Origin of the sequence: Paenibacillus sp. FSL H7-0323, assembly GCF_038002725.1 — a bacterium.
GTDB classification, from domain to species: Bacteria; Bacillota; Bacilli; order Paenibacillales; family Paenibacillaceae; genus Paenibacillus_AQ; species Paenibacillus_AQ odorifer.
Map to the genome: position 1 here is coordinate 6,257,189 of NZ_JBBODB010000001.1, position 26,680 is coordinate 6,283,868.

Annotated in this window: 21 protein-coding genes; 16 read left to right on the plus strand and 5 right to left on the minus strand. The window is 43.1% G+C overall.

Annotated features, from left to right (window positions below):
* The first annotated feature begins 7 nt into the window (after positions 1-7).
* From MHH89_RS27970 to MHH89_RS27985, 4 genes are read left to right on the plus strand one after another with little or no spacing between them, the layout of a single operon-like run.
* Positions 8-505 carry a hypothetical protein gene (locus MHH89_RS27970; RefSeq protein ID WP_341088619.1) on the plus strand — a complete coding sequence of 166 codons (498 nt, stop codon included), beginning with the start codon at positions 8-10 and terminating at the stop codon, positions 503-505.
* A gap of 35 nt (positions 506-540) precedes the next feature.
* Positions 541-1,191: a hypothetical protein gene (locus MHH89_RS27975; protein WP_341088620.1), complete on the plus strand. Its 651-nt coding sequence runs from the start codon at positions 541-543 to the stop codon at positions 1,189-1,191.
* Between the two features lie 6 nt (positions 1,192-1,197).
* Positions 1,198-3,456, plus strand: a complete 2,259-nt coding sequence (locus MHH89_RS27980) for a PKD domain-containing protein (protein WP_341088621.1) — start codon at positions 1,198-1,200, stop codon at positions 3,454-3,456.
* Positions 3,457-3,468: 12 nt separating this feature from the next.
* The gene (locus tag MHH89_RS27985; RefSeq protein ID WP_341088623.1) at positions 3,469-7,263 is read left to right on the plus strand and encodes a hypothetical protein; all 3,795 of its coding nucleotides are present in this window, start codon (positions 3,469-3,471) and stop codon (positions 7,261-7,263) included.
* Between the two features lie 87 nt (positions 7,264-7,350).
* Here MHH89_RS27985 and MHH89_RS27990 read toward each other — a convergent pair whose 3' ends face one another.
* The gene (locus MHH89_RS27990; RefSeq protein WP_036681725.1) at positions 7,351-7,983 is read right to left on the minus strand and encodes a hypothetical protein; all 633 of its coding nucleotides are present in this window, start codon (positions 7,981-7,983) and stop codon (positions 7,351-7,353) included.
* A gap of 303 nt (positions 7,984-8,286) precedes the next feature.
* On the opposite strand from MHH89_RS27990, the gene tkt reads away from it, so the two are divergent.
* Positions 8,287-10,329, plus strand: coding sequence for a transketolase (gene tkt, locus MHH89_RS27995; protein ID WP_036681727.1), 2,043 nt, complete (start codon positions 8,287-8,289; stop codon positions 10,327-10,329).
* A gap of 33 nt (positions 10,330-10,362) precedes the next feature.
* Complete coding sequence (ppnP, locus tag MHH89_RS28000; protein WP_036681729.1) at positions 10,363-10,680, plus strand: pyrimidine/purine nucleoside phosphorylase; 318 nt, start codon at positions 10,363-10,365, stop codon at positions 10,678-10,680.
* 1,692 nt (positions 10,681-12,372) lie between these two features.
* Here ppnP and MHH89_RS28005 read toward each other — a convergent pair.
* The gene (locus tag MHH89_RS28005) at positions 12,373-13,275 is read right to left on the minus strand and encodes an NAD(P)-dependent oxidoreductase (RefSeq protein ID WP_076206557.1); all 903 of its coding nucleotides are present in this window, start codon (positions 13,273-13,275) and stop codon (positions 12,373-12,375) included.
* A gap of 235 nt (positions 13,276-13,510) precedes the next feature.
* On the opposite strand from MHH89_RS28005, the gene MHH89_RS28010 reads away from it, so the two are divergent.
* The 3 genes from MHH89_RS28010 to MHH89_RS28020 all read left to right on the plus strand — a co-directional run bounded on the left by MHH89_RS28010 (position 13,511) and on the right by MHH89_RS28020 (position 16,230).
* Complete coding sequence (locus tag MHH89_RS28010; protein WP_036681734.1) at positions 13,511-14,866, plus strand: glucose-6-phosphate isomerase; 1,356 nt, start codon at positions 13,511-13,513, stop codon at positions 14,864-14,866.
* 146 nt (positions 14,867-15,012) lie between these two features.
* The gene (locus tag MHH89_RS28015) at positions 15,013-15,645 is read left to right on the plus strand and encodes a YigZ family protein (protein WP_076099036.1); all 633 of its coding nucleotides are present in this window, start codon (positions 15,013-15,015) and stop codon (positions 15,643-15,645) included.
* A 3-nt stretch (positions 15,646-15,648) separates the two neighbouring features.
* Positions 15,649-16,230 (plus strand): TetR/AcrR family transcriptional regulator, encoded by a 582-nt coding sequence (locus tag MHH89_RS28020; protein WP_036681739.1) that lies wholly within the window; start codon positions 15,649-15,651, stop codon positions 16,228-16,230.
* A 146-nt stretch (positions 16,231-16,376) separates the two neighbouring features.
* Here the strand turns inward: MHH89_RS28020 and MHH89_RS28025 are convergent, their stop codons facing one another.
* Complete coding sequence (locus MHH89_RS28025) at positions 16,377-16,778, minus strand: secondary thiamine-phosphate synthase enzyme YjbQ (RefSeq protein ID WP_076128168.1); 402 nt, start codon at positions 16,776-16,778, stop codon at positions 16,377-16,379.
* 208 nt (positions 16,779-16,986) lie between these two features.
* Here MHH89_RS28025 and cysT point away from each other — a divergent pair, with 208 nt between their 5' ends.
* The 7 genes from cysT (at position 16,987) to MHH89_RS28060 (ending at position 24,666) form a co-directional block, all read left to right on the plus strand.
* Positions 16,987-17,802, plus strand: a complete 816-nt coding sequence (cysT, locus tag MHH89_RS28030; protein ID WP_076128166.1) for a sulfate ABC transporter permease subunit CysT — start codon at positions 16,987-16,989, stop codon at positions 17,800-17,802.
* Positions 17,799-18,596, plus strand: coding sequence for a sulfate ABC transporter permease subunit (locus MHH89_RS28035; RefSeq protein WP_076104839.1), 798 nt, complete (start codon positions 17,799-17,801; stop codon positions 18,594-18,596). The genes cysT and MHH89_RS28035 overlap by 4 nt, the downstream gene beginning before the upstream one ends.
* A gap of 1 nt (position 18,597) precedes the next feature.
* Positions 18,598-19,662 carry a sulfate/molybdate ABC transporter ATP-binding protein gene (locus tag MHH89_RS28040; RefSeq protein ID WP_076104838.1) on the plus strand — a complete coding sequence of 355 codons (1,065 nt, stop codon included), beginning with the start codon at positions 18,598-18,600 and terminating at the stop codon, positions 19,660-19,662.
* Between the two features lie 314 nt (positions 19,663-19,976).
* Positions 19,977-21,044, plus strand: coding sequence for a sulfate ABC transporter substrate-binding protein (locus MHH89_RS28045; RefSeq protein WP_076218825.1), 1,068 nt, complete (start codon positions 19,977-19,979; stop codon positions 21,042-21,044).
* Positions 21,045-21,183: 139 nt separating this feature from the next.
* Complete coding sequence (locus MHH89_RS28050; RefSeq protein ID WP_076099032.1) at positions 21,184-21,969, plus strand: MBL fold metallo-hydrolase; 786 nt, start codon at positions 21,184-21,186, stop codon at positions 21,967-21,969.
* A gap of 313 nt (positions 21,970-22,282) precedes the next feature.
* On the plus strand, positions 22,283-22,864 hold the full coding sequence (locus tag MHH89_RS28055; RefSeq protein ID WP_076128163.1) for a GNAT family N-acetyltransferase: 582 nt from the start codon (positions 22,283-22,285) through the stop codon (positions 22,862-22,864).
* Positions 22,865-22,881: 17 nt separating this feature from the next.
* A complete protein-coding gene (locus MHH89_RS28060; protein ID WP_341088625.1) occupies positions 22,882-24,666 on the plus strand; it encodes an ABC transporter ATP-binding protein in 1,785 nt (594 codons plus the stop codon).
* A 71-nt stretch (positions 24,667-24,737) separates the two neighbouring features.
* Here MHH89_RS28060 and MHH89_RS28065 read toward each other — a convergent pair whose 3' ends face one another.
* Complete coding sequence (locus MHH89_RS28065) at positions 24,738-25,541, minus strand: Cof-type HAD-IIB family hydrolase (protein WP_036681768.1); 804 nt, start codon at positions 25,539-25,541, stop codon at positions 24,738-24,740.
* Between the two features lie 12 nt (positions 25,542-25,553).
* Positions 25,554-26,501 (minus strand): DMT family transporter, encoded by a 948-nt coding sequence (locus tag MHH89_RS28070; RefSeq protein ID WP_052096830.1) that lies wholly within the window; start codon positions 26,499-26,501, stop codon positions 25,554-25,556.
* Between the last annotated feature and the right edge of the window lie 179 nt (positions 26,502-26,680).

Genomic DNA, 26,680 nt, shown 5'->3' on the forward strand with positions numbered 1-26,680 from the left:
GTAATTTATGGATTACATTATTAAGCTGGCATTTGTCCTACTGATCTTTATCTACTCCTGGTTCTTTCAGATCCAGAATCAGGAGTGGGACCAGCTGCGCAGCATGTTAAAAGACGTAAATAATATCGCTGTTCACGATGCCGCACAGGAATTAGATGAGACCGAATTGACTCGTGGTCGTCTGATTATAGATCCTACAGAAGCGTACGATACTTTTCAGCAAACCCTGCAGAACAATCTAGGCCTTGATAGCGGCCTTTTCCCCCAAGGGAGCAGTCGTTTTAAGACACAAGTAAAGATTGTGAAATTCGATATTATTGATGATTCCGATGGTGTGACGTTCCCACTTTTATACGAGGATAGCGAATATGGCATAACCAAATACATCGCAGGTCCTTCGGTTATTGCCGTCATTGAGACGGAACACCCGGTTCTGATCTCTAGATCCAAAACACAACAGCCCATCAGGGTGCCAGCAGTTCAAGAGTATAAGTTCAATAAGTAAGAAAAGCCAATTAAAGAAAAGGGAGAGATTCAGTGATGAAGAAGAACATTTTAAGAGCAGCTTTGACTACAACAATGTTACTTAGCATGGTATTGGGGCAAAACGTGATTACTAACGCAGCAGCGGTTACACCAGTAACCGCAGCTACACCATCAGCTACAGCAAAACCTGCTGCTACACCAGCACCCATTATGAGGGATAACTTAAGTAAATATGGTTTGAAAAAGGATTTAGAGTTGCCGGTTACGGTTACGGCGGGTGGGCTTAGTTATACGCTGGAGAAGTTTATGATTTATGATTTCAAGTCAAAAGATGCACAAAATTTAGTGAAAAAATATGATTATGATTCATTCAGTGCTATGGTTAGTAATCCTAGGTACCTCATTTGGACTAAGATCACAATTATAAATAACAGTAAAAAAACAGTAAAAAGAACATTGGATGATCGTAAAGAAAAATGGACTTTAACTCTGCAGAGATTTGGGCAAATAGATGAAATTTGGCCAAAAGCAAACGTGAAAAAATTAAATAATAAAGAAGCTTATTATTATTATACCCTTAAGCCAGGAGAGCAATTAACTACTTACCAAGCTTATTTATATGATAAAGACATTAATTATTTTATTATTCGGTTATACCATGACGGTGGATTTGATGAAAAATTTGTAGTCAAATCTCCGGAGTAAGTAAAAATGAAAAAAATAATCATCTCATGTCTATGTTTTTTATTGCTTATTCAGCTTATGACACCTATTTCAGTACAAGCAACTGAGACGAAATTGACCTCGATTACTGTTCCTATTACCACTGGTTTGCAAGGGTCAAACAATGCAGCTAAAGATTTTTATTTAGAACTTCCTAGTGGAGTGTCTAGTTCATCAGTCAAGACAAGTACTTTAAAATACAGTGGATCTAACGAAAAAACAAGCCTATCTTTGGAGAACGGGAAGATTAAAGTTACGTTAAAGGGAGTCTCTAATCAAAAATATATTAAAGGTGTGCAGGGGTATAGAGCTTCTTTTGAAGCACTGTATAAGACGATAATCTACAATTCAATTTGGTTATACTCAGACGGTAGAAGATGGCAAATTAATGAGTACAGTGAAAAAAAAGATATTATGTCGACATATGATAAGCATGCAGAGGATGGATATCCCTCCAAGAATCCACCTGTAACCTCAGTAACTGCAGGTCCCTATCAAGAAAAAGAATATCTAAAATGGTATAACGGATCTAAAACTGAGATTATTGAATCTCAAGACATTATTCAATCTACTATAGAACCTAAATACACCGGTAAACCCTCATATGCCCAAGATCCAAAATTTAAAAATGGAAGAGTAATTATAAACTATTCGATTCCTAAGGGCGTCCCATGGGATCCTGAAAATAATGATGGTTTAACTGGAAAGGCAGAAGGACGAAGATATCTAGCATTCGCAGAATATTATTACACTGCAGACGCTAAAGTCACCACCTACAGCTACGGGGGAACAGTCAGCTTTGAATATGGTCTCCCAGATGAAGCTACACTCACAGGTTCTGCAATTCTAGAACAACCTAATCCAAACCCAATTAAGTTTGATAATAAGAATGTTTCGGTTAAGATCGCATTGAAGGGTGAGCTGCTATCCTATAAAGATACATCAAACATTTCAGAATGGATTTTTTATGCCAAAGAGAAAGGTAATGAAGGCTCACTCCAGACAAAAAAGATGTATATCAAAACTCTAACGGCAAACGAAACTTTCAAGTTTGAAATTCCGAAGGAGAAAGTGGCAGGTAAAAGTAACTACAGTCAAGAGTACGAACTAAGTATAGTAGTGAGATTTAAGAATGAAGTCGTGACCAAAAGAAGTAAGTTCGACTCGTTAAAAGAATCTTTTACAGTCAAAGCAGGAGTGTATACAACCTCAGGTCCTCCGGGAGGAGGGTTTCCAGGTCCTACATCACCGCCAGAACTACCGAGAGAGTTAAAACCCCCAGTAGCTCTTATAAATGCACCGAAAACTGTAAAAGCAGGACAAGAGTTTGTAGCCAGTGCAGCAGGGTCGTATGACCCCGATGGTTATATTACGGATTACTTTTGGGATACGCCTAATGCTAAGGGAGAATTGAGCACTTTGCCAAGGGGAACGCTTTGGTATGATAAAGACCATTTGGGGGAACAAACACTTGCTTTGACTGTAATGGACGACGACAAAATGACTGGAAGTACTAGTACTGAGGTTAATGTCATTGAGCCAAAACCAGATGCATCTATCAGGGTAGATGGTACATTAAAGCAAAATCGAAAGGTTATCATACAAAGTTACGTTAGTAGCCCGACCCACTACCCATTAGTAGATGCTAAGACTAAATTCACGATCACAGCCGTATCAGGTGGAACGAATTCTGATATTAAATATAGCGGATCGCTGAACGGAGTATATAGCAAAGATGTGCTATTCAAGAAGCCAGGGAAATATAAAGCAACCATTTATGTGGAGAATACATTAGGGCTAACTGCCAGAAACGAAACAACTTTTGATATAGCACCAGACCAGAAGCCTTTTGCATACTTTACGATGGCTGGAACAGTGTATCGCAATCCTTCAGATGGTAAACAAGCGACCCTATCAATAGATGATATGTCTTACTCTCCAGATCAAGATATTGTGGCTCGTAGGCTTTGGGAATACCGTTACGATTCAGATAACAACGGTAGTTTTGCAGGTGAGCAATGGGTTATTTTTAGCAATGAGAATTTAGATCGTTTGAATCTCAAGGTAAGAGATGTTGGGCAATACGAAGTGCGACTAACTGTATTCGAAGAATTTGGCCAGCCGACCATCGATGAGTATGTGACACAGGCTGATCGGCAATCCATTAATTCGGAAACTACACAAAATGTGATCGAACGGATCTTCACGGTTAAAAATCAGGCACCTGATGTCGACTGGTCATGGTAGAGAGGAATAGAGATGCAGAAATTAAAAAAAACAATTTCAACGTTTATGGCCCTTGTATTACTACTTCTTTCATTCCCTGAATTTTATTCGGGGAGTGCAAAGGTAGAGGCGACAGGTGACCCAAATATCATCAATTTTATGGATATCCGTCTTGAAGGATTTAATAAAACAACTCCTTGGGAGCCAGCTATGGGGAATATAGGATCTTTAAGTTTGAATATGCCTGCTATGACCCTAACCAATATTACTTTTGATCTAACAACAAGAATACTGCGCTACGATTATGTACCTGATGCGCCTGTAGTTTTAACATCAGGGGATATTAATTGGTACTATGATACGCAGCGTACTAGATTTCTTAATATTTACAGTTATATGTACAGGACAGATGGAAGTGGTAATACTGATTATGCTACTGATGCCTCATGGAGAATTGAAGAAATGCCACCTGTGAAAAGTTCGGATAGTCTTCAGTTTAACCTTGATAGAAATACAACCGCTTTTTATGAAAGTTATGCTTATCCAGCGAAGTATGGCATTCCAAAAGCCCTTAAAGTCGCACTAAGAGCAAGTGATGCGCAACACCAACCTAACGAATGGATGAATGGTTGGCATAACAACGTATATTATGATTGGGATAACATACCTCTAGTAATAAATTCAGCACCTACGCTCACAGTGACTACACCAAGCGAGCAGCAGCTACTGAATGAGCCAGGATTCAGTGGTATGAATATCGAAGGATATGTTCGAGATGTGGACAATAATGATCTAGTCGTTAGTGCTGAAATTCCTAATGTGTTCTATAAACAAGTCAATGTCCAACAGGCACTGAATAATAAATGGTTTTCCATCCCAATAGATGTTTTGGCAGACGGAATTCCTCCCGGACGACACAATATCATTATCAAGGTTGTGGATCCCTATAATTATAAGGATGAGAAATCGTTGGTCGTTAATGTATCCTATAGGCTTAGGAATAAATCCTTTATATTGATTAACACTCCTATAGACTTATCAACCACATACAAGGACTATGAAGGAGATTCTAAATATCAAGAACGCTATAGATACGACCATAACCCGTATTTCTTCGATAATTCGATGGGTATCATTTCGGATAGTGGGTTATGGCGTTCAGAAAGGTATACCTCCTTTCCATATAGCGGACTCTATAACGCAACCTTTCAAGCACGAGATAATCCTAAAAACGATGACAGATTCGATGTCTATCGTTTATGGAGCCGAGATAATTTATCTTCAATGACCTATCATGTTCATCGAAAGCCAATTGCATTGTTTGCTGCCAAACTGGCGTGGGGATCTCTTCTGCTAACAGATAGTTCCTACGATTTGGACCACATCACGGCTGTTAATAAGGGACTTATAGCTTGGCAATGGCAGTATAAAAAAACTGATTCTGAAATATGGACAGATGGTCAACCGCCAGCTCAATTACCGAGTTCTGTACAATATGACATACGCCTTAGAGTACGTGATGTCGATGGCGAAAATGGGTTGGGGGTCTGGAGCGACTGGTGTGTAAGGACGGTGGGGGCTGCAGGTAATCTACCTCCCGTAGCGTTATTTAGTGTTGATCCTAATATTGTTTCCTATCGTAAAGCTACTACCATAACTGACAAATCGTTTGATCCGGATAATGATCCATTAGATGTGTATTACTGGACGGTTATCAAAGACGGTTGGAACAAAGTTTGGGAGCATTGGGGTGGAGCTACAACGCCACCTAATATCGCAGCTTTTGGAATCGGTAATTATCAAATTAGTTTACAAGTGCATGACAACCGAGGATTATGGTCAGATTGGTATCGCCAAAATGTTCAGGTGATTAATCACCCACCCGCAGCAGCATTTAACATGCCAGCTGAAGTATATCGAGACACTGTAATTACAATGGATAATCTAACACCAGATCCTGATGAAGATGGAGATTCGCTTGCTTATTTATGGTACGCCAAACTCAACAATAGTCCTTATTATTATGCTGGCAGTAACCGCAACCAATCTTTGACGATACGAGATCTTATTGCTGGAAACGGAATTTCACCGCAGCAGGCTATATCAGAAGGATGGGAAATGCGCCTTAAGGCAACAGATGTACCTAATCCCTCAAGTATTGGAGCTTTAAGTTCCAATGCAACACGCGTATTTACTGTTAAAAATCATGTTCCAACAGCTGCTATTAATGGTCCATCGGCAGTATTCCAATATGATACCCGACAATATACATCTTTTGATGAGGATGGAGATCCCTCCGACATCGCTAGTCTGCAATACTTCTGGAAAGTAACGGATAGTGATGGCCTTACGCAATGGCTTCGAACTCCTAGTATTGATGTTAATTTTCCTGAGTCCGGTATCTATACATTGGAACACTGGGTTATCGATCAGATCGGTGATAAGTCTAATATAGCTACGTTGAAGGTGAGTGTTACTAAAAATCTAGCGCCCTCAATGACATTGATAACCCCGGCGGGAACCGTAACCAATCCATCCGTTATAGATGCCGAAATACAAGGAGATCCATTAATTAAATGGAATTATACAGACCCAGAGAGTGATCCGCAGGAGAAGTACCGTTTAGAATTTTTTTCGAAAGACGGACTCTTAGTTAAGACAGTTGAAAACCTTGACACCACAGGTCAGCTGCGGCAGTATCAACTCCCTAACCATACATTCAATCGATTTGAATACTTCACCGTATATGGTCGGGCTTATTCCAAATTATCCTGGTCAGAAATATCTAACGAAAAAACGTTTATCATCGACAATCCGCCGCAGCCCGGATTCACACTTATCACGGATACAGGCAGAGATGCTGCCAAAGAGCCGATTTATCGCACGGATCTTCTAAATATCAAGAGCAAAGCGACGGATCCAGACCTTCCAAAAGGAGATACGATCAGCCATAAGTATGATTTGAAATCATCTAACGGGACGGAAGGATTGGCTAGTACTCAAGCTGAATTTACGAAGAAATTCACCTCAAATGGCGTCTTTACCTTGAAACAAACCGTTACGGATTCTCTAGGACTGTATCGAGAGCTATCTCTGAGTATCACCGTAGCCAACCGTAAACCGACCGTAACGATAACGTACCCAACAAGTACTGACTCAAGTAAGCCTATGATCGCAAGTACGCTTACACCAATCATCAAGTGGGATTATCAAGATGAGGATGGAGATGAACAACAGCGGTATAAGGTACAAATTATCAACTTGGCGACAGGGATGGTTAAGGTTCAATCTGGCGAACAAAATTCAAGTGCCAAACAGTGGCAAGTGCCAACTGGAATATTGGTTGAGAACGAAAAATATGCCGTGGAAGTGGAAGCTTTTGATGGTTATAACTGGAGTAATATCTCAGCGCGTAAATATTTCATGGTTAATCTACTGAGTATTAAAGGTGGGGTCCAGCACACAGAGGAATGGAATAACAACCGTAAAGGCTACAATTTGAACAAGAGCGGTAATGAGGAGAGTCCAAGAGGCTATAATGTGTTTTGGGCAGGTGAGCGATTTATTTTGCAAGGGATAGCAACCGGTCTACCTGATACTGTTGAGGTAACGATGACGGGAGGTTATTCTACGCAACTAAATCCAACGAACAGTGATAAAACCTTGTGGACAGGCGAATTTTATAATCCGGCATTTGTGAAACTTCCCGATGGTCCAGTGACCTTTACCTTCACAGCTAAGAATGAGTACAATACCAAAATTGATACAGTTACTGTTGTGATTGCTGGCGATTGGTCTGAATATTTTCGGAACCATCGTGTGAAGTAATGATACATCTACGAATTTATCCTTTTTCCATCTAAAAAGGGCTACGCGGAAATACGATCCGCATAGCCCTTTTTTACGAGCAACAACTTATATAACTCCTTCAGTCCGTTCTTCATTCATTCTCATCATTCTTGTCGCAACGGAAGGTGTATGTAAAGGTATGTTCGTCGAACGTGCAGAGGCTCTTTGAGCTCTACGCACATAATAGGATAACTTGCCGCTGAATATTTTATGGGAACAGAGTGAAAGAGCGAAATCCTCCGGGGTAACAAAGCAGGAAGGCTTATTCACAGGCTGAACTGCGGTATTTTCAAATAAGGAAGCAACAAAATGAGAGCAGAAATAAGCGTTCTCTCGATCTATTTTAACATTTAGAAGTACGCCGATCAGGCCTAAAAGATGGTATTTATAACGTTCCTGATTTTTCATCATCCCTTGGACATGATTGTACATGGCATCGTATTCCGTGGCACTGACACGTAACTGATAAATAGAGCAATTTGCGCTGCTATAGAAAGGGTGAATGAAATTTTCTTGAATCAGACCCGCGACGAATGGATTGTGCATTTTTTTTCTTCCGAAGCTGTACACTTCACGTAGTTCACTATCAAAGGCGATCGAAGCATGGTTCAGATCAGCTTTTGTAAACCACTTAATGAAACCACTGAAGGCTGTACCTGTACCGGTAAGCACAATATAAACATCCTTTTTCGAAGTCATGTTCAGAATTCCTTTCCACTTGGAGATATTGGATAATGAATGAAAATTTTACTTGTGTAACTCCATCTTACTTTATATTCGAGCATTGTAAAACAAACTTTAGTCGCAATAGAAAACTAGACCATAGGCTAAGTAAAAACCCGTCTCATGACATAGTTACTTTTGCGTATATAAATGCGTAGATATTGCAAAACATAAGCTGTCAAACAAAGAGTTTTTAAAAACAATTGGAATTGCTTCCACACTAGTGATACAATAAGAGTCAAAATGACATTCTTGAGATTTCAGAGGAGGAACTATTAAATGAGTGAACAAGAACAAGCGATCCAGAAGGAAGAAAACTCAACAGTAGATAACCTGTCGATCACAACAATTCGTACGTTGGCTATTGATGCTATCGAAAAAGCGAATTCCGGCCATCCAGGTATGCCAATGGGTTCTGCACCAATGGGCTACCAACTGTTTGCAAAAACAATGAATCATAACCCTGATCATCCAACATGGGTAAACCGCGATCGTTTTGTATTGTCCGCTGGACATGGTTCCATGCTTCTGTACAGCTTGCTGCACCTTAGCGGCTATGATCTTCCTATGGAAGAATTGAAACAATTCCGTCAATGGGGTAGCTTGACTCCTGGTCACCCGGAAGTTGGTCACACAGCTGGTGTTGATGCAACTACAGGTCCGCTTGGACAAGGTATTGGCATGGCCGTTGGTATGGCTATGGCCGAAGCTCAATTGGGCGCAACCTACAACAAAGAAGGACATAACGTAGTTGACCACTATACTTATGCTATTTGTGGTGATGGTGACCTTATGGAAGGGATCTCTTCTGAGTCCGCTTCTCTTGCTGGTCATTTGAAACTCGGAAAATTGGTTGTATTGTATGATTCAAATGATATTTCCCTTGATGGTAAATTGAATCTTTCTTTCTCCGAAAATGTAGCTCAACGTTTTGATGCTTATGGTTGGCAAGTTCTGCGCGTAGAAGACGGAAATGACCTTCCGGCTATTGAAAAAGCTATTGCTGAGGCGCAAGCTGAGACTAGCAAACCGACTTTGATCGAAGTGAAGACAGTTATTGGTTATGGTAGCCCTAACAAACAAGGTAAAGGCGGCCATGGCGGTACTCACGGTTCCCCACTTGGAGCAGAAGAAGCTAAGCTGACCAAAGATTTCTACAAATGGGTATACGAAGAAGATTTCTATGTGCCTGATGAAGTTCGTGCACATTTTGCAGAAGTGAAGAAAAACGGAATCGCAGCTAACAAAGCTTGGGACGACAAATTTGCGGCTTACAAAAAAGCATATCCAGAGCTAGCTGCACAATTCGAAACAGTAATCAATGGCGATCTTCCAGAAGGCTGGGATGCTAACCTTCCAACTTACACTACTGAAGATAAAGCAGTATCGACTCGTGTCGCTTCCGGTAGTGCGCTTAACGGTCTGACTGCTGGCGTTCCTCAGCTAGTGGGTGGTTCCGCTGACTTGGAAAGCTCCACTATGACGCATTTGAATGGTTTGACATCTTTCACACCAGAATCTTATGATGGCCGCAACATTTATTTCGGCGTACGTGAGTTTGGTATGGCTGCTGCAATGAACGGTATTGCTCTACACACTGGTCTTAAAGTATTCGGAGGAACATTCTTCGTATTCACAGACTACCTGCGTCCAGCAATTCGTTTGGCATCGATCATGAAATTGCCAGTAACCTATGTACTGACACATGACAGTATTGCAGTTGGTGAAGATGGTCCTACGCATGAACCAATCGAACAATTGGCTTCCTTGCGTATCATCCCAGGTCTGACTGTTATTCGTCCGGCTGATGCTAACGAAACTTCTGCAGCATGGGCTTATGCTATGGAAAACAAAGAGAATCCGGTTGCTTTGGTTCTGACTCGTCAAAACTTGCCAATTCTTGCTGGAACCGTAGATGGCGTTCGTGAAAACATCAAACGTGGTGGTTATGTTGTCTCTGATTCCAAAAATGGCACTCCACAAGCACAACTTATCGCAACTGGTTCTGAAGTACAGTTGGCAGTTAAAGCGCAAGCTGCTTTGGCAGAAGAAGGCATCGATGTTCGTGTAATCAGCTTGCCAAGCTGGGATCTGTTCGAAAAACAAGACAAAGAATATCGTGATTCCGTAATTCTTCCAGGAGTCAAAGCCCGTCTTGCTATCGAAATGGCACAAACCTTCGGATGGGAACGTTACACTGGTGACCAAGGCGATATCCTAGGCATCACTACTTTCGGAGCTTCCGCGCCTGGCGATAGAGTTATGAAAGAATACGGCTTTACTGTAGAGAATGTAGTTAGCCGTGTGAAAGCACTTCTGTAATTAACTGAATAATCATTAGGGGGAGAACAAGTAATGAGTCAGTTTAACAACGCAACGATCGAAAAAGCAGCCAATGTATATTATGGCGGACAAGTAACCAGCCGTACGGTAATTTTGCAAGATGGATCTAAGGTGACACTGGGCATCATGTTGCCGGGTGTGTATGAATTTGGTACAGATGGTCCTGAAATTATGGAGATTCTGTCCGGCGATCTTAAAGTGCTGCTTCCCGGCACTGAGGTATGGCAGGAGATTAAGGGAGCATCAACGTTCAATGTTCCTGGCAACTCTAAATTTGCGTTGGAAGTATTTGAAGTAACTGATTATTGCTGTTCTTACCCGGTTCTATAGAAAACAGACTTTTCTAAGGGCTGTCCTATAAGTAGCTTTTTTCTATGAGTGAGACGACCCGGATTCAATTTAAAAATCGTAAAAGTCAGCAAGGCAGCGGTTCTCCTGTTATTGGAGGATCGCTGCTTTTTGTGTTGTTGGTTGGTGATATTGCTTGATGTTCAATTATGTATTCATCATTCTATTTTGAGGCTTAAGGACTCAAATGACGTTAGGGCTGAATCGGATCATCACCAAATTAGCACTGAGTCATAACCATCCCCACCGCGTACGGACCCAGATGACGCTATTAGCAAATTTATAGCCTTTTGAGCAAGTTTTCGGACACCAGTGCAGCTATTTCATAGAAACAGGCTCATAATTGGCGCTTTTTATGCCAATAGCGACTATGGAGTCCGATAGCATGCCAAATGTGGGATTATACTGCGAATAAGGTCAGCTGAGTCCGAAGGTGCTGTGTCATCACCAACTTTAGGCACCGGGTCCGCACCAACCCACTGCGTAACTACCCAGATGACGTTAACACTAGATCAACACCAATGTAGTACCGGGTCACCACCAATCCTACTGCTGTAGCACCCGGTCAACACCAATCCTACTGCTGTAGTACCCGGTCAACACCAATCCTACCGCTTAAGGACCCAGATGACGCTATTAGCAAAATTATAGCCTTTTGAGCAAGTTTTCGGACACCAGTGCAACTATTCCATGGAAATAACCTCATAATTGGCGCTTTTTATGCCAATAGCGACTATGGAGTCCGATAGCATGCGAAATATGAGATTATACTGCGAATAAGGTCAGCTGAGTCCGATGGCGCTGTGTCATCACCAACTTGGGCACCCGGTTAGCGCCAACCCACTGCGTACGGACCCAGATGGCGTTAACACTAGATCAACACCAATGTAGTACCGGGTCACCACCAATCCTACCGCTAAGGACCCAGCTGACGCTATTAGCAAATTTATAGTCTTTTGAGCAGGTTTTCGGACACCAGTGCAACTATTCCATAGAAATAGGCTCATAATTGGCGTTTTTCATGCCAATAGCGACTATGGAGTCCGATAGCATGCCAAATGTGGGATTATACTGCGAATAAGGTCAGCTGAGTCCGATAGAGATAGCTGTGTACCGCAGAGGTTACTTAGTTAAGGAGCTTGAGGTTTGGAGCGAGGGAGAGGTTCCAGAAAATACGGGATATACCATAGTCATCAAGCGATCATCTTGGTAACCAATTTGCAACTAAACAGCAGCTCACCCAGTGACTCCTCCAGTAACTAAGCAGCAACTAACCAGCAACTCACCCAGTGACTATCCAGTAACTTCTCCAGCACTTACCCAACATTTCAGCGCTCCCTCAGTAACTTTTAAGCGACTATTTAGCAACTCATCAGTAACTCCACCAGAACTATCCACCGTTTCATCACTAATACAGTAACTTTTGCGACAAACTAGTACTTCGCGACCTTCTTAGTAACTATCCCACCAACACCACCACAACGTTCTGAGTAACTCCACAGCAACCAATATTTTCTTGCACTACAACTGTTAATTTGGTATTATAATTATACAAACAAACGTTCGTATAATTGGTTTGACAATGGGATTGTCCATAAAGAAAAGACCGCATCGCAATATCATGTGCGAGGCGGTCGTAAATGTTCTTATGAAGTAGGTTTTGAGCTCTTGGATTTATTTATTGGATACATTTGCACCCATCTTTTGGCCGATCCACTCTTCGTAACATTTCACTACGGCAGAGAGATCTTCTTCACCATAACCTTGGGTGAATCCAGCTTGGAACATGCTTTTAGCCAAGCCCAGCATAGGAGAAGGAACGCCTGTTGAATCGCTATGGGCAGAGGCAAGCTTCAAATCCTTAAGCATTAGAGCGAGGGAGAATTGATTGCTGAAATCATCTTCTATGATTTTACGGCCTTTAAGCTCAGCTTGTTTGCTGCCCGCAGAACCAAGTTGTACTAGTTCCAGGAACTTGTCTGCTGGTACGCCTGATTTAACGGCAATGGCGAACCCTTCGGCTAGGGCAACATTATGAATACCTACCATAGCATTGTGAGCCAGCTTGGCCACAGCGCCGCTGCCGTTCTCACCCATATGTAGCAGCTTCTTACCCAAAGTATCAAAGATATCACGATGTTGTTCTATGACCTCAGCACTACCGCCGACCATGAACACTAAGGTTCCTTCAATCGCTGCTGGTTTGCTTCCAGTTACTGGCGCGTCTAGGAAATGTCCACCGCGCGCTTCTACAGCAGCGGCAATTTCACGAACTAGTCCTGGTGAAATTGTGCTGGAATCAATAATTAGTCCACCAGGCTTTACAGCATCAAGAATACCATCTTGACCATAAAACACTTCACGAACCGAATCATCATTGCTGATCATGGTAATAATAACATCCTTACCCTCAGCCGCTTCGCGGGGCGTGAGAGCAGTCTGGGCACCTTCTGCTTCAAGAGGTTTACACTTGGCTGCCGTACGGTTGTATACCGTAACCTGAAAGCCGCCACGTAGTAAATTGGAGGCCATAGGCGCACCCATTGTTCCGAGTCCGATAAAACCGATTTGTTTCATTTATATAGCCACCTTCCGTTTTCTTTATTCTATCACGGCACTTAGTCCAGCACCACAGCACACCTATGTCTTTTGATACAGGAAACGCTTCCAAGGAACTTTGGAAAACTTGGTTCTAATGCCCTCTATGTGCCCTAAGACCTTGCCAGTCAAGGCAAATTAAAGTATCCTAATTATAAAGTTGTAACAAACGGTTTTAAATTTAAAGAGATAAAACAGGAGGTTACCATTACCGATGTCTAAGAAGATTAATTTTGACTACACAAAAGCTCTTTCGTTTTTTAACCAACAAGAAATCGACAACCTTGCCGCCCCAGTTAAGCTAGCACACGAACAGTTGCATAACAAAACTGGTGTAGGCTCTGACTATCTTGGATGGATCGATCTGCCGACAGCTTATGATAAGGAAGAATTCGCTCGCATTCAACAAGCTGCTAAGAAGATCCAAAGCGATTCCGAGGTACTGATTGTAATTGGTATCGGAGGTTCTTATCTGGGAGCACGCGCAGCTATTGAGGCGCTATCGCATTCTTTCTACAATAACCTTTCTAAAGATAAACGCAAAACTCCAGAAGTTTATTTCGCTGGTAATAACATTAGCTCTACATACATCACGCATCTGCTTGATCTAGTAGAAGGTAAAGACTTCTCCGTGAACGTAATCTCCAAATCTGGAACTACTACTGAGCCAGCGATTGCTTTCCGCATTTTCCGCGCTGCTCTGGAGAAGAAATACGGCAAGGAAGAAGCTCGTAAACGCATTTACGCTACTACAGACAAGGAAAAAGGTGCCCTTAAGAAATTGGCAACTGAAGAAGGTTATGAATCCTTCATCATTCCAGACGATGTTGGCGGACGTTACTCCGTATTGACACCTGTAGGCTTGCTGCCAATTGCTGTAGCTGGCATTAACATTGAAGAAATGATGCAAGGTGCTGCTGCCGCTGCGGATGAGTTCAACAATCCAGATGTAGCTACTAACCAAGCTTATCAATATGCTGCAGTTCGTAACGCTCTATACCGTAAAGGTAAAACAACTGAAATTCTCGTCAACTATGAGCCTTCCTTACACTTTGTATCTGAGTGGTGGAAACAATTGTTTGGCGAAAGTGAAGGTAAGGACTTCAAAGGAATTTATCCTTCTTCCGTTGATTTCTCCACAGATCTACACTCCATGGGTCAATTTATCCAAGAAGGTAACCGCAACATTTTTGAAACGGTTATCCAAGTAGATCAAGTAGCTCATCATGTTACGATTGAGAATGATCCGGATGATCTGGACGGCTTGAACTTCTTAACAGGTAAGACTATGGATTTCGTGAATAAGAAAGCTTTCCAAGGTACAATGCTTGCACATACAGATGGTCAAGTACCTAACCTTATCGTTACTATTCCTGATCAAACACCATACACCTTTGGATATTTGGTGTACTTCTTTGAAAAAGCCTGCGGTATCAGCGGATACTTGCTCGGTGTTAACCCATTTGACCAACCAGGCGTAGAAGCATACAAGAAAAACATGTTCGCATTACTTGGCAAACCAGGTTACGAAAAAGAAAAAGCAGAGCTGGAAGCAAGACTTACTGAATAGTATTGCAGTAGGTTTTACAATAGCTATTAATCACAGAACATTCATACTAATGTAAGTCACCAGGAGCAGTCCATAGGTAATCCAATACCGGGACTGCTCCTGACATTATATGAAGACATCATATGTAAATAAGGACTGGAATAATTATGTTAGAACAATATCAAACGGTCCGCTCTTCCGGCTCAAAGGAAGTTGTGATCCGTAAATCTCGTTTCATTGGTCATGTTATGCCAGTGGAGAATGAAGAAGAAGCTTTGTTGTTTATCGAGGACATCAAGAAGAAACATTGGAACGCAACGCATAACTGTTCTGCTTATGTGATTGGGGAGAGAGACGAAATCCAGAGGCAATCGGACGACGGGGAGCCGAGTGGTACAGCCGGCAAACCGATTTTGGAAGTAATCCGCAATCAGGGAGTTAAAAATGTCGCAATCGTAGTGACCCGTTATTTCGGAGGCATTATGCTGGGTGCCGGTGGGCTGATTAGAGCTTATACGGATGGAGCAGTGCTTGCGCTTGAAGCAGGAGAAGTAATCACCCGTGTACTGAGACGAGAGGTATTCGTAGAGATTGAGTACACTTGGCTGGGCAAGGTTGAGAACGAACTTCGAGGAAGAGGGATTCAGACTGGCGAGACTTTGTTCACCGACAAAGTAACGTTGTTATGTTTGCCGCGAAATGATGAGGGTGACACTTTTATGGCATGGATAACAGATCTAACCCAAGGGCAAGCCCTGATAACAGAAGGGCGGCGGATTTACTACAGCGAAGGGGATTAGTATATGGCAAGGAGAGCAGTGGAGCAGGAGTTGTCGAGGGAAAGGATTTTAGAGGCCGCTAGGCATCTGTTTATAACCAAAGGGTATCGAGCAATTTCAATGCGAAGTATTGGTCAGCATTTGGGATATAGCCACGGCTCTCTCTATTATCATTTCAAGGAAAAGGCGGAGTTGTTCTACGCTATTGTTGTAGAGGATTTTAATCATGTGGCTGCTTTACTCAGTCAAGTGATGAATAAACCGCCTGAAGAAGGAATGACAAGGGTAGAACAGCTGATTATGGAATTTATTAGATTTGGAATTGATCATCCCTATCAATATGAAATTATGTTCATGATTCGCGATGAGGAATTGCTAGCTTATTGTAGAGCAGAACAGGGACGATGTTTTGATTTATTCTCAAGTATTGTGCGCCGTCATATGAAGGAAGAGGGATATGTGTCTGAGGACTGGCAGAATGTGCCGTTAACAATGTTCTTGTCTGCACACGGATTTATTTCTTATTATATCCAGGATAAAGTATCATTTGACGATGTGAAAGAGGCAGCGTTAGCTCATATAAAGGTTTTATGTCGCAGCCTTTAACATGCTGTTTTTTTTATAGATCTTCACTTTAAAGCTGTGCATTGGTATAACACTGCTTCTCTGCTTGATGAAAGTATTACTAGACTCTAGTTATAGTCTAAATGGCCGCTCCGCAGCGATAACGGAAGCGGCCATTTGTATGTTTATTATCCCTCTACTATTTTTAAGAAACATTGCCGGCGTCTAGGTCCATCGAACTCACAGAAATAAATACCTTGCCAACGACCGAGAATTAATTCACCTTCGTGGATGATCAGGGTCTGGGAAGGCCCGGTAGTAATAGATTTAAGATGAGAGGCAGTATTGCCTTCCTCATGCCGATACTTCGGATGCTCCCAAGGGTAGACCTCATCCAAACGCATCAGAACATCATGCTTCACATCAGGATCTGCATTTTCATTAATAGCAATACCAGCAGTGGTATGAGGACAATAAACTACAATCAATCCGTCTTGAACTCCACTTTTTTTTACATAAGAAATGACTTCCCGAGTAATATCACGTAATTCATCCCGCTTTGTAGTAGTGATCTCCAGAGTATGCAACATAATCAATCCCCTTCCTGTGAGGTGCCATTTTTTAGTGTACCTTTGATACATATATTTTAACCCAAATTCACTTGAAAGTAATTGACGGCGGTGAGAAGGATTTGGTAAAGTAGTAATAATATAAAACCAAGTATATAAATAGGAATAATTAATGAGGATTTTGGTTAGTATACCGACCGGTTATCCGGAGGTGGGAGGGCAAAAATCATTGAATTCGCTACTTAGACACAAAGGCTGGACTTGGGGTTTCCGAACTACAATTTTGCTCTATTTTGTAGTATTGATCGTGTTGCCCATACTCGGGGTCTATTACAACTCTTTTTCTCTTGGTTTTGGCAATTTTGTGGAAAGCGTCAGCGATCCAATTGCTTGGAAGTCGGTGCTGCTAACCTTAAAGCTGGCGATTTTCGCCACTTTAATTAATGTTTTGTTAGGAACTATGATTGCTTGGGTCCTTATTCGTTATCAATTTGCTGGTAAAGCGCTGCTAAACAGTCTGGTCGATTTACCTTTTGCACTGCCAACAGCTGTCGGAGGTTTGATGATTCTACTGCTGCTTGGACCAGGGAGCCTTATCGGCAAAGCAGCTGAGGCACTTGGATTTGAAATTGTTTTTCATCAACCGGCTATCGTAATTGCTATGGTGTTCGTGACGTTTCCATTCGTGATTCGAGCGGTTCAGCCCTTGCTGGAGGAGTTGGATCCATCCGAAGAGGAAGCAGCATATACAATGGGTGCCAAGGGGGCAAGGGTATTCTGGCAAGTTATTCTTCCATCAATGGCGCCTGGGATGATCAGTGGTGGGATGCTCGCATTTTCAAGAGCACTTGCGGAATTTGGTGCAGTGGTACTCGTCGCAGGTAATATTCCGGGGCGTACGCTTGTATCTTCTGTTTTTATTTTTGGTGAAGTTGAAAGTGATAATCCGGTCTCCGCCGCTGCGGTTTCTGTTATTCTCTTGACCTTATCCTTTCTCATTCTTTGGCTGATTAATATGCTGCAGATGCGGGGGAGACGCTCATGAGGAAATTATGGATTGCTCTTACTTATTTAGTGTTTTTTCTGCTCATTGCTGCTCCATTAGGAAAAATGGCTATCGGTGCTTTTAGTGAAGGATTTGGTGGTTTCTGGAATGCTCTGACTAGGCCTGAAGCGCTGCATGCGCTCATGATGACTGGGCTTGTTGTGATAGTAGTTACGTTATTAAATACATTGTTCGGTATTATGATGGCTCTGTATCTTGTTCGGGCGAACTGGATCGGCAAGCGTCTAAAAGGATTATTGAACAGTATTGTGGATTTGCCTTACGCGGTATCCCCTGTAATCGGAGGATTGATGATTGTCCTGTTGCTGGGTCCCGATAGTACCTTGGGAGCGATTTTTGAGGGAATTGGACTAAAGATCGTTTATGCGATTCCCGGGATGATCATTGCCACTTTATTTGTTACCTTTCCTTTAATGGTGCGTGAGGTTATGCCGGTGCTTCAGGAGATTGGTTCACAGCAGGAGGAAGCGGCTTCGACATTGGGCGCTCGTAGCTGGACTATTTTTTGGAAGGTAACTTGGCCTTCGATTCGTTGGGCGGTTGTGTATGGTGTCATTCTTACGGTGGCACGTTCACTTGGAGAGTTCGGCGCGGTACTTGTGGTTTCGGGGAACATTATGAACAAAACTCAGACGGCGACAACTTTAGTCTATCAGGATGTTGAGAATTTTAATGTGACGGCTGCTGGAGGAATAGCGCTAGTTCTGGCTGCATTTTCCGCAGGTCTGCTGCTGTTGATGGAATGGACCAAGAGAAGAAAGGAAGTGCAGTAATATGCATGTAGAAGTGCGGGGGTTAAACAAGCATTTTGGAGATTTTCATGCGGTCAAGGACGTCAATTTCACCATTACAAAAGGTCACCTGATTGGATTGCTCGGCCCAAGTGGAGGCGGGAAAACCTCAATTCTACGTATGCTGGCGGGACTGGAGTCACCGGATACCGGAGAGATTATTTTTCATGGTCAGACGGTGAACAATCTTCCTCCTCAAGAACGTGGGATCGGCTTCGTCTTCCAGAACTATGCACTCTTCAAACATATGACTGTTTTTGATAATATCGCTTTTGGCTTAAAGGTTAAAAAGGCTAACAAAACAGCTATCCGCGATCGTGTTATGGAACTTGTGGAGCTTACAGGGTTAAAAGGGTTCGAGAAACGTTATCCGCATCAGCTATCAGGGGGACAACGTCAGCGTGTGGCTTTTGCACGTGCGCTTGCGCCTGAACCACAGCTGCTGCTTTTAGATGAACCTTTTGCCGCTATTGATGCGAAGATCCGCCAGGAGCTGCGCGCTTGGCTGCGTGAACTGATTGAGCGTGTAGGTATCACCTCTATTTTTGTAACCCATGACCAAGATGAAGCGATTGAAGTAGCGGATGAAATTATGATCATTAATCAAGGACGTTTGGAACAAAAGGGTACCCCGTGGGATATTTACAAGGAACCCAAAACACCGTTCGTGGCAACATTTATCGGCGAATCTACGCTGATTGAGAACGCTTCTGAGGTTAAAGGCTTTACAGGTGCGGGGGACGGAAAACCTACCAAAGCGCTGATTCGTCCTGAATATATTGAAGTGGGTAACCTGCATGAGTTCAAGATGGCTTCTGCCACGGAAAAAGGTGTTGTGAAACATCTGCATTTCCGCGGCAGCGAATGGCTCGTTGAGGTTGAAGTAAATGGCCACAAGCTCGTCACCTACCGTTCGTTGGAGAAAGAAACCTTGCAGCCGGGTCAGGAAATCTCAGTACTGGTACATCGGGCTTATCTGTTTAATGATGAGCGCAGTTGGATCCAGGAGAACAACCTGAAAGAAGATCCAATGCCGATTTTTATTTAAAAATAAATAAAATGATTTTCAATTTCTTATAGTAGCGAATGTGATTCGCTAGGATTAGAGGAACTGATGTGAAGGCCAGAAGTAATGAAGTGGAAGTTTGGAACTGTAGGAGCGGAGCGACCGCCTTTGTTTCCGGATTTAATCCGCTGAGGATATAAAATTAATAAATCTGGGAACAACAGCGGCCGAAAGTCCAAACATTCCGCGTAATTACGGCAAATACCGAACGTTGGATACTTGAATTTTAAGTTTCAGCCATAGAGCTACTTTCAAGGAAATATTAAAAATCATTACCTCGAAGGATGTGGGCCGCAATGAATATCAAAAGGAGCAGACAACTGCACGGATGTTTTGCTGCCCTAATGCTGGCCATACTCACGCTGACAGTAGTCGGTTGCGGGAATGAGAAGGCAGCTACGACGATGGCAGAGCCTTCGAAGCAAGGGGATGTTACGCTGGTAATTGGCGCATACAGTGTGGCTAAGGATGCGATGCAGGATATTTTGCCGTTATTTGCTGCCAAGTGGAAGGCAGATACGGGTCAGGATATTAATTTTCAGGAGTCTTATGAGGCTTCAGGGACACAGGCGAGAGCGATTGTAGGTGGATTTGAAGCGGATGTGACGCTGCTAGCCATGGAAGGTGATGTCGAGAAGCTAGTTAAGGCTGGACTCGTAGCGCCAACATGGAAAGAGCAGGGTGAACAAGGCATGGTAACACGTTCAGTAGTAGCTCTTGGTACCCGCGAAGGAAATCCCAAAGGCATTCGCGATTTTGCGGACTTAGCCAAGCAAGGGATTAAAGTGTTATATCCAAACCCGAAGACCTCTGGTGGTGCGCAATGGGATATCAACGCGATCTATGGGGCTGGTCTGAAGCTGTCAGAGGAGCAGGAGGGGGCAAAGGATCCAGCAGCAGCCAAAGCTTTTTTGGAAAGCATCCATGCCAATGTAGAGTCTCTGGATAAGAGTGGCCGCGCTTCTATGGCAGCCTTCGAGTATGGAGTGGGGGATGTAATTGTCACCTATGAGAATGAACTGCTGGCTCGGATTGCTCAGGGAGTCAAATACGAAGTCATTATTCCTAAAAATACAATTCTGATTGAGAATCCAGCGGCTGTTGTAGAGAAATATGCGGATGAGCATGGGACACGCATAGCATCAGAAGCACTGGTTGATTTTTTGATAACTCCACAGGCACAAGAGATCTTTGCAAAATATGGCTTTCGTCCCGTGGATAAACAAGTCTATGCTGAGCACAAAAGCGATTACCCTGATCCGGCGGGCCTCTTTGATATTAACTATTTAGGAGGCTGGGATGAGGTGCGAAGCTCACTTTATTCCAAGCGTGGAATTTGGTATCAGGTACTTGCCGGAATATAAGGTAGAGGTATAACAAAAGAGTCATCCCAGCAGTTCATCTGTGGTGGGGATGGCTTTTTTTGGTGGGTCTCTTTAAGATAGAGAGAGGGTAATTTAGATTTATTACTTCGTTGAAGAGAACCTGAAGGAGAGATAGCAGATGGATACGTTGGTGTTTTTGGGTACAGGGGATGCCATGGGGGTTCCTCGGGTATATTGCAGTTGTGAGACCTGTACAGAGGCAAGGGAACAGGGTGAAAATATTCGCCTGCGCTCTTCTGTGCTTATAGATAATGGCAGTGACTTTTTAGTGATCGATTGTGGGCCTGACTGGCGGCGTCAGATGGAGGCGCAGGGAGTACGGAATATGCGCAGACTGCTGGTGACACACGCTCATTTTGATCATATTGGTGGGCTGCCGGAATGGGCGGATTCTTGCCGCTGGATGGGATATAAGGGCCAGCTCTATGCCCCAGCAGAAGTGATCCCGATAATAGAGCGGCAATATCCATGGCTGCGCAATCAGATCGAGATGATTCCTTGTGATGAAGGCATAGAGCTAGACGGCTGGACAATTGATACCTGGAAAGTGAACCATGGCAAGAATGGATACTCGTATGCTTTTCGTCTGGAGAAGGAGGGCTATGTATGGGTGTATTGTCCAGATTCCATTTCTCTTGGAGCTGAAGAGACACGCCTGATGCATGGAGCTGACTTGCTGGTATTAGGTACAAGCTTCTATTACGAAGCAGCGGAGTTATCGACTCGTTCTGTATACGATATGACGGAAGCAGCGGAGCTGCTGCAAACTGTGAAGCCTCAAAAGGCAATCTATACCCATATGTCGCATGATGTGGATATGAGAAAATCATATATTTTACCGGAAAATGTTACGCTGGCCGAGACGGGGATGAGAATACCCTTAGGATCTTCGGAGATCAGCTGAAATTTAGATAAAAAGAAAACTCCCTTTTGCTGGAAGGAAGTTTTCATGATCCTATTTAAACCTGTTATATTCCGCCTTGTTGAATATGTTTAATGAACTCTTCAAGCCAATAAATGGAGTGGTCCGCTTTAGTTGAGATATTCACTAAATCAAAAAGGGACATCATTCGGGCAACTTCAGCCTGTTGATGTTCCTTTTGTGATTTCTATTGCATTCAGTATTCAGATCCCGATATATACTATATAATCAAAAAGCATATCGTATTATTTTTACATATTTAGAATAATTATCATCGCCAAAGGAGGAGTACGAAGTGGCTGACTCCAAGGATCCAATCCTGCTTGATTTTCCCGAGAGTTTTGAAACAGAGAGGCTGCTCATTCGTGCCCCTTTATGGGGAGATGGAGTTAGCATGAATGAGGCTATCCGTGAAAGTATAGATGAATTGAGACCTTGGATGGCTTTTGCTCAAGTAATACCCACATTAGAAGAATCAGAGAAAGTTACTAGAGAAGGCAGACTGGAGTTTCTAAAAAGGGATAAGCTACATATGCGTATTTTTAGAAGGGATACGGAGGGTTTTATCGGCTGCATTAGCCTGCATCATCTAAACTGGGAACTCCGCAATTTTGAGATTGGTTATTGGATCCGGAGCGCCTGTGCAGGCAAAGGATATATGACAGAAGCCGTAAATGGAATCACCAATTTTGCCATACGGGAATTAGAGGCGAATCGTCTCGAAATCTTTTGTAGTGCACGAAATACCAAAAGTGCCGCGGTAGCCGAACGTGCGGGTTTTACACTGGAAGGGATCCTGCGCAGTGCGAGTCTTGGGTATGACGGGGAACGGCATGACAGTAAGGTGTTCGCTAAGGTTAGAGGTATAGAATTTTAAGTGAGAGGGCTGGTTCTTTGAAGCAGAAAGGCGTATTTTCAAGATTAAGTACATATATGTTAAGGCACAAGCTCTTATATACGATTTTATTATTTACGACTTTATTTGGGATTGTTCTGGATTTAACGATTGCTTGGCTGCTCTCAGTAATTACGGATGCTGCGGTTAGACTCGATGTGAAAGCTTTTAAAGGGCTGGTTATTTTCGGATTAATCTACTTATTAGTGAGTGCAATTAATGGTTTCATCGATCGATATCTCAAAAATAAAATCGCAGCTAAGATCAGAAATGAGCTGCGGTTGGATATGATGCGGCATGCCTTAGCTCTTCCTCAGTCTTATTTTGACCGTAATCATTCCGGGGATTTATTGTCCCGCTTTACTAATGATAATCAATCTGTTGGTAATGCTACAGGCGAGGTAATGATTGATCTAATCCGTAACCCTTTACTAGCCCTCGCGGCATTTGGTTATTTGCTCTATATTAACTGGCTACTGGCATTGATCTGTTTTGCAATGGGGCCTTTGATGTTCCTTACGGGAAAAATCTTCGGTTCAGCGATGCGTGAGAACAGTGTGAAGATTCAGACTAATATGAGCAAGATTACTTCCTTTTTACATGACATTCTAGGCAGTAGTATGGTGTTTAAATCCTTTAGCATTGAACGCAGACTAATGAAGCAGTATCAGGAGCATAGTGAGAATATTACTTCTGAAGAATTGAAGCGGGGAAGAATTGAGGGAGCTACTGGCTCATTCTCCTCTTTTTTGGGAAACTTTACGTTTCTTCTGGCGCTGGTCGTGGCTGGTTATTTTGTGGCAAAAGGATCACTTGAGGTCGGTGCGATGATTGCTTTCATCCAGCTCATGAATTATTTAGTGATGCCGTTCTCATCATTGCCGGGACTGATCAATTCGATGCAGCAATCACTTGGGGCGGCGGGACGGATCTTTGAGGTGTTGGATAGCCCGGTGGAGGTTGAGACCCTTCCAGAAGTGAAGACTAAGCAACCAGAATTTATGAGTATGGTTATGTCGTCGATCTCATTCTCGTATCCGGGAGCAGAGAGACAAAGTATAAACAAGATCAGCTTAGAGCTTCAAAAAGGAACACAGATGGCGGTTGTGGGACCGAGTGGTGGAGGTAAATCTACGCTTTTTAAACTATTGCTGGGATTGTATGAACCCGATGAGGGCGAAGTAATAATCAATGGGCAGCGGATCAACGAGATGAGTCTGGCTAAGCTTAGAAGTTATTTTTCCTATGTGCCGCAAGAGGCAGGTCTTTATACAGGAAGCATTCGTGATAATATCCGGAATGGAAATCCAGAGGCGGATGAGCAAGAAATTCTGGAAGCTTTGCGAAAAGCGAATGCCTATGATTTTGTAATGGAATTGCCTGAGGGACTGGATACTGATATTGGTGAGGAAGGCTCACGACTGTCCGGGGGACAACGTCAGCGGCTTTCCATTGCAAGAGCAATTCTGAGAAACGCTCCTATTCTACTGTTGGATGAAGCTACTGCTGCACTTGACAATGAATCAGAAAAACTGGTACAGCAGGCCATTCGTAAACTAATGGGAGACAAAACTACACTCGTTATCGCGCACCGTTTATCTACGATTCAGAACGCTGATATCATTCTCGTGATGGAGAATGGTGAAATTGTGGAGAGTGGAACGCATGATGTACTGCTTGCTGCTGAAGGAAGATATAATGATTTGTACTATTCTCAGCTAGAGCAGGAAGAAGAGAGTGGAATGGGAACCGAGAAAGTGGAATTAGCTTCTACAGGAGTTTGAGTTTTGGAATAAAAAAGGGTGCAGCAACGTCATGAAATATGGCGTTGCTGCACCCTTTTGCTTAAGGAAGTTTAGTTCACTTTATTAAGAATGAATTTATCAATCGCATATTTCACGCCATCGTCATTGTTGCTTAAGGTCACGAAATCAGCAATTTCTTTCAGAGCAGGAATAGCATTCTCCATAGCGACGCCAAGTCCGGCAGCTTCCAGCATCTCATGGTCGTTCCAAGAATCACCTACAGCGATGGTCTCGGAAAGATCACAGCCGTAATGTTTGGCTAGGAATTCAAGTGCAATGCCCTTGGTTCCTTCATGATGCATGATTTCCAGGAAGTGTGGTTTGGATTTGGTAATATGCACGGAATCGCCAAGCAATTCATGCAGGATTGGAGCCAGTTCATCCAAGAAATCAGGATCATCGATAATTAGCATTTTTGGTGTTTTTTGCGGGACAAGCTTTTCCCAGTCAGGCTCAATAAAATATTGCGTTTTATTCAAGTCCGTATAGTCTTTGATCTTTTGGTTGTCTTCACGGGCATATAGCTTGTCGTCAATGTAAGTTTGCAGATGCAGATTATGCTCCACGCAGTAAGTGAACAGCTTGCGGACTGCATCTTGCGGGACGTAACGCTCATACAGTACTTTTTCATCGAGCAAGTTCTTAACGAGTGCACCCTGGTAAGTAATGATAGGTACGTTTAGTCCAGTTTGACGGGCAATGGCTTGAGCGGAAGCGTAAGCACGGCCTGTAGCAAGGGTTACAACAACACCTGCGGCAACAGCCTCTTCAAGCGCAGTTTGGGTAGCAGGTGTTACTTCCTTGTCATCATTAATCAGAGTGTCATCAATATCAATCGCGATCAATTTGTACATTTGTCTCTCTCCTTATCTCTTTCTAAATAGATGTAATTTGGAAAAATAACTCTTCTTATGTTGATTCTGACCCGGTTCCGGGCTCAGCTCTGCCATAAGCATAGCCCCCAGAATACAACCACAACCGAGCAGAGCGGACAACCCGAGTGTTTCCCCGCCAAAGGCTAAACCCGTCAGAACGGCAAATACCGGTTCTGTGGCATAAATAATGGCTACCCGTGATGGGGTAGTATATTTCTGACAGGCGGTTTGAATCCAGAAGGCAAAAGCGCTGGTTGGCCCGATGGAGATCAGCAGAGCCCAAAGCACATCTGGGTCCTTAATCAGCTCCCCGCTGTGGGCGAGCGGTGTTGCCCCTTCAAAAATAAGCGAGGCAGCAATACTGAACAGCCCAACGAAAGCAAGCTGCAGAGTAGCTAGCGGCAACGCCGGATAATGAGGTGCATAAACGCCAGTATAGGCTACCTGTAACGCAAAAGCTATGGCACACAGAAGAATCAAGGCATCGCCTTTATTCAAGGATAATGCAGAGCCTGTGAAGGTCAACAGATAAAGCCCGATTGCGGCGAGTGCCGCACTGAACCAAGTGTATCGTGAAATCGCATGCTTCAATAGGGCAAGAGACAGAAAGGGAACTAGGACAACCGATAGCCCGGTAATAAAGCCGGTATTAGAGGTTGTTGTATATAGAAGTCCCATCGTCTGAAAGCCATAGCCCATAAACAAAAAAAGGCCAAGCAGCAGAGAATCGCGTACCATGCGGAAACTAAGCTGTTTCCAATCCTTGCGGTAAAAAATAACTGTGATTAGAGCCAGCAACAGGGCAGCGCCCATAAAGCGGATACTATTAAACGCGAGCGGTGGCAACACCTTGACAGCATTTTGTACAATCAGAAAGGTACATCCCCACATCATCGCCACCAATAGCAGGCTAAAATCGGCTATACGGGAACGCTTCACTACTTAGGTCATCCTTTCTTCAGCAGCTGCCGTCTCTATGTAGACGACAAGGTCAAGTTGTCCAAATTGTATCGTATATTCATGGGGAGGACAAGATAGAAATCGCGTAAAGGCTTATATACTAAGCGATTTCAGCGTTTTATGTAGACAAAAAAACCGGGTCTTGATATACTTCGATA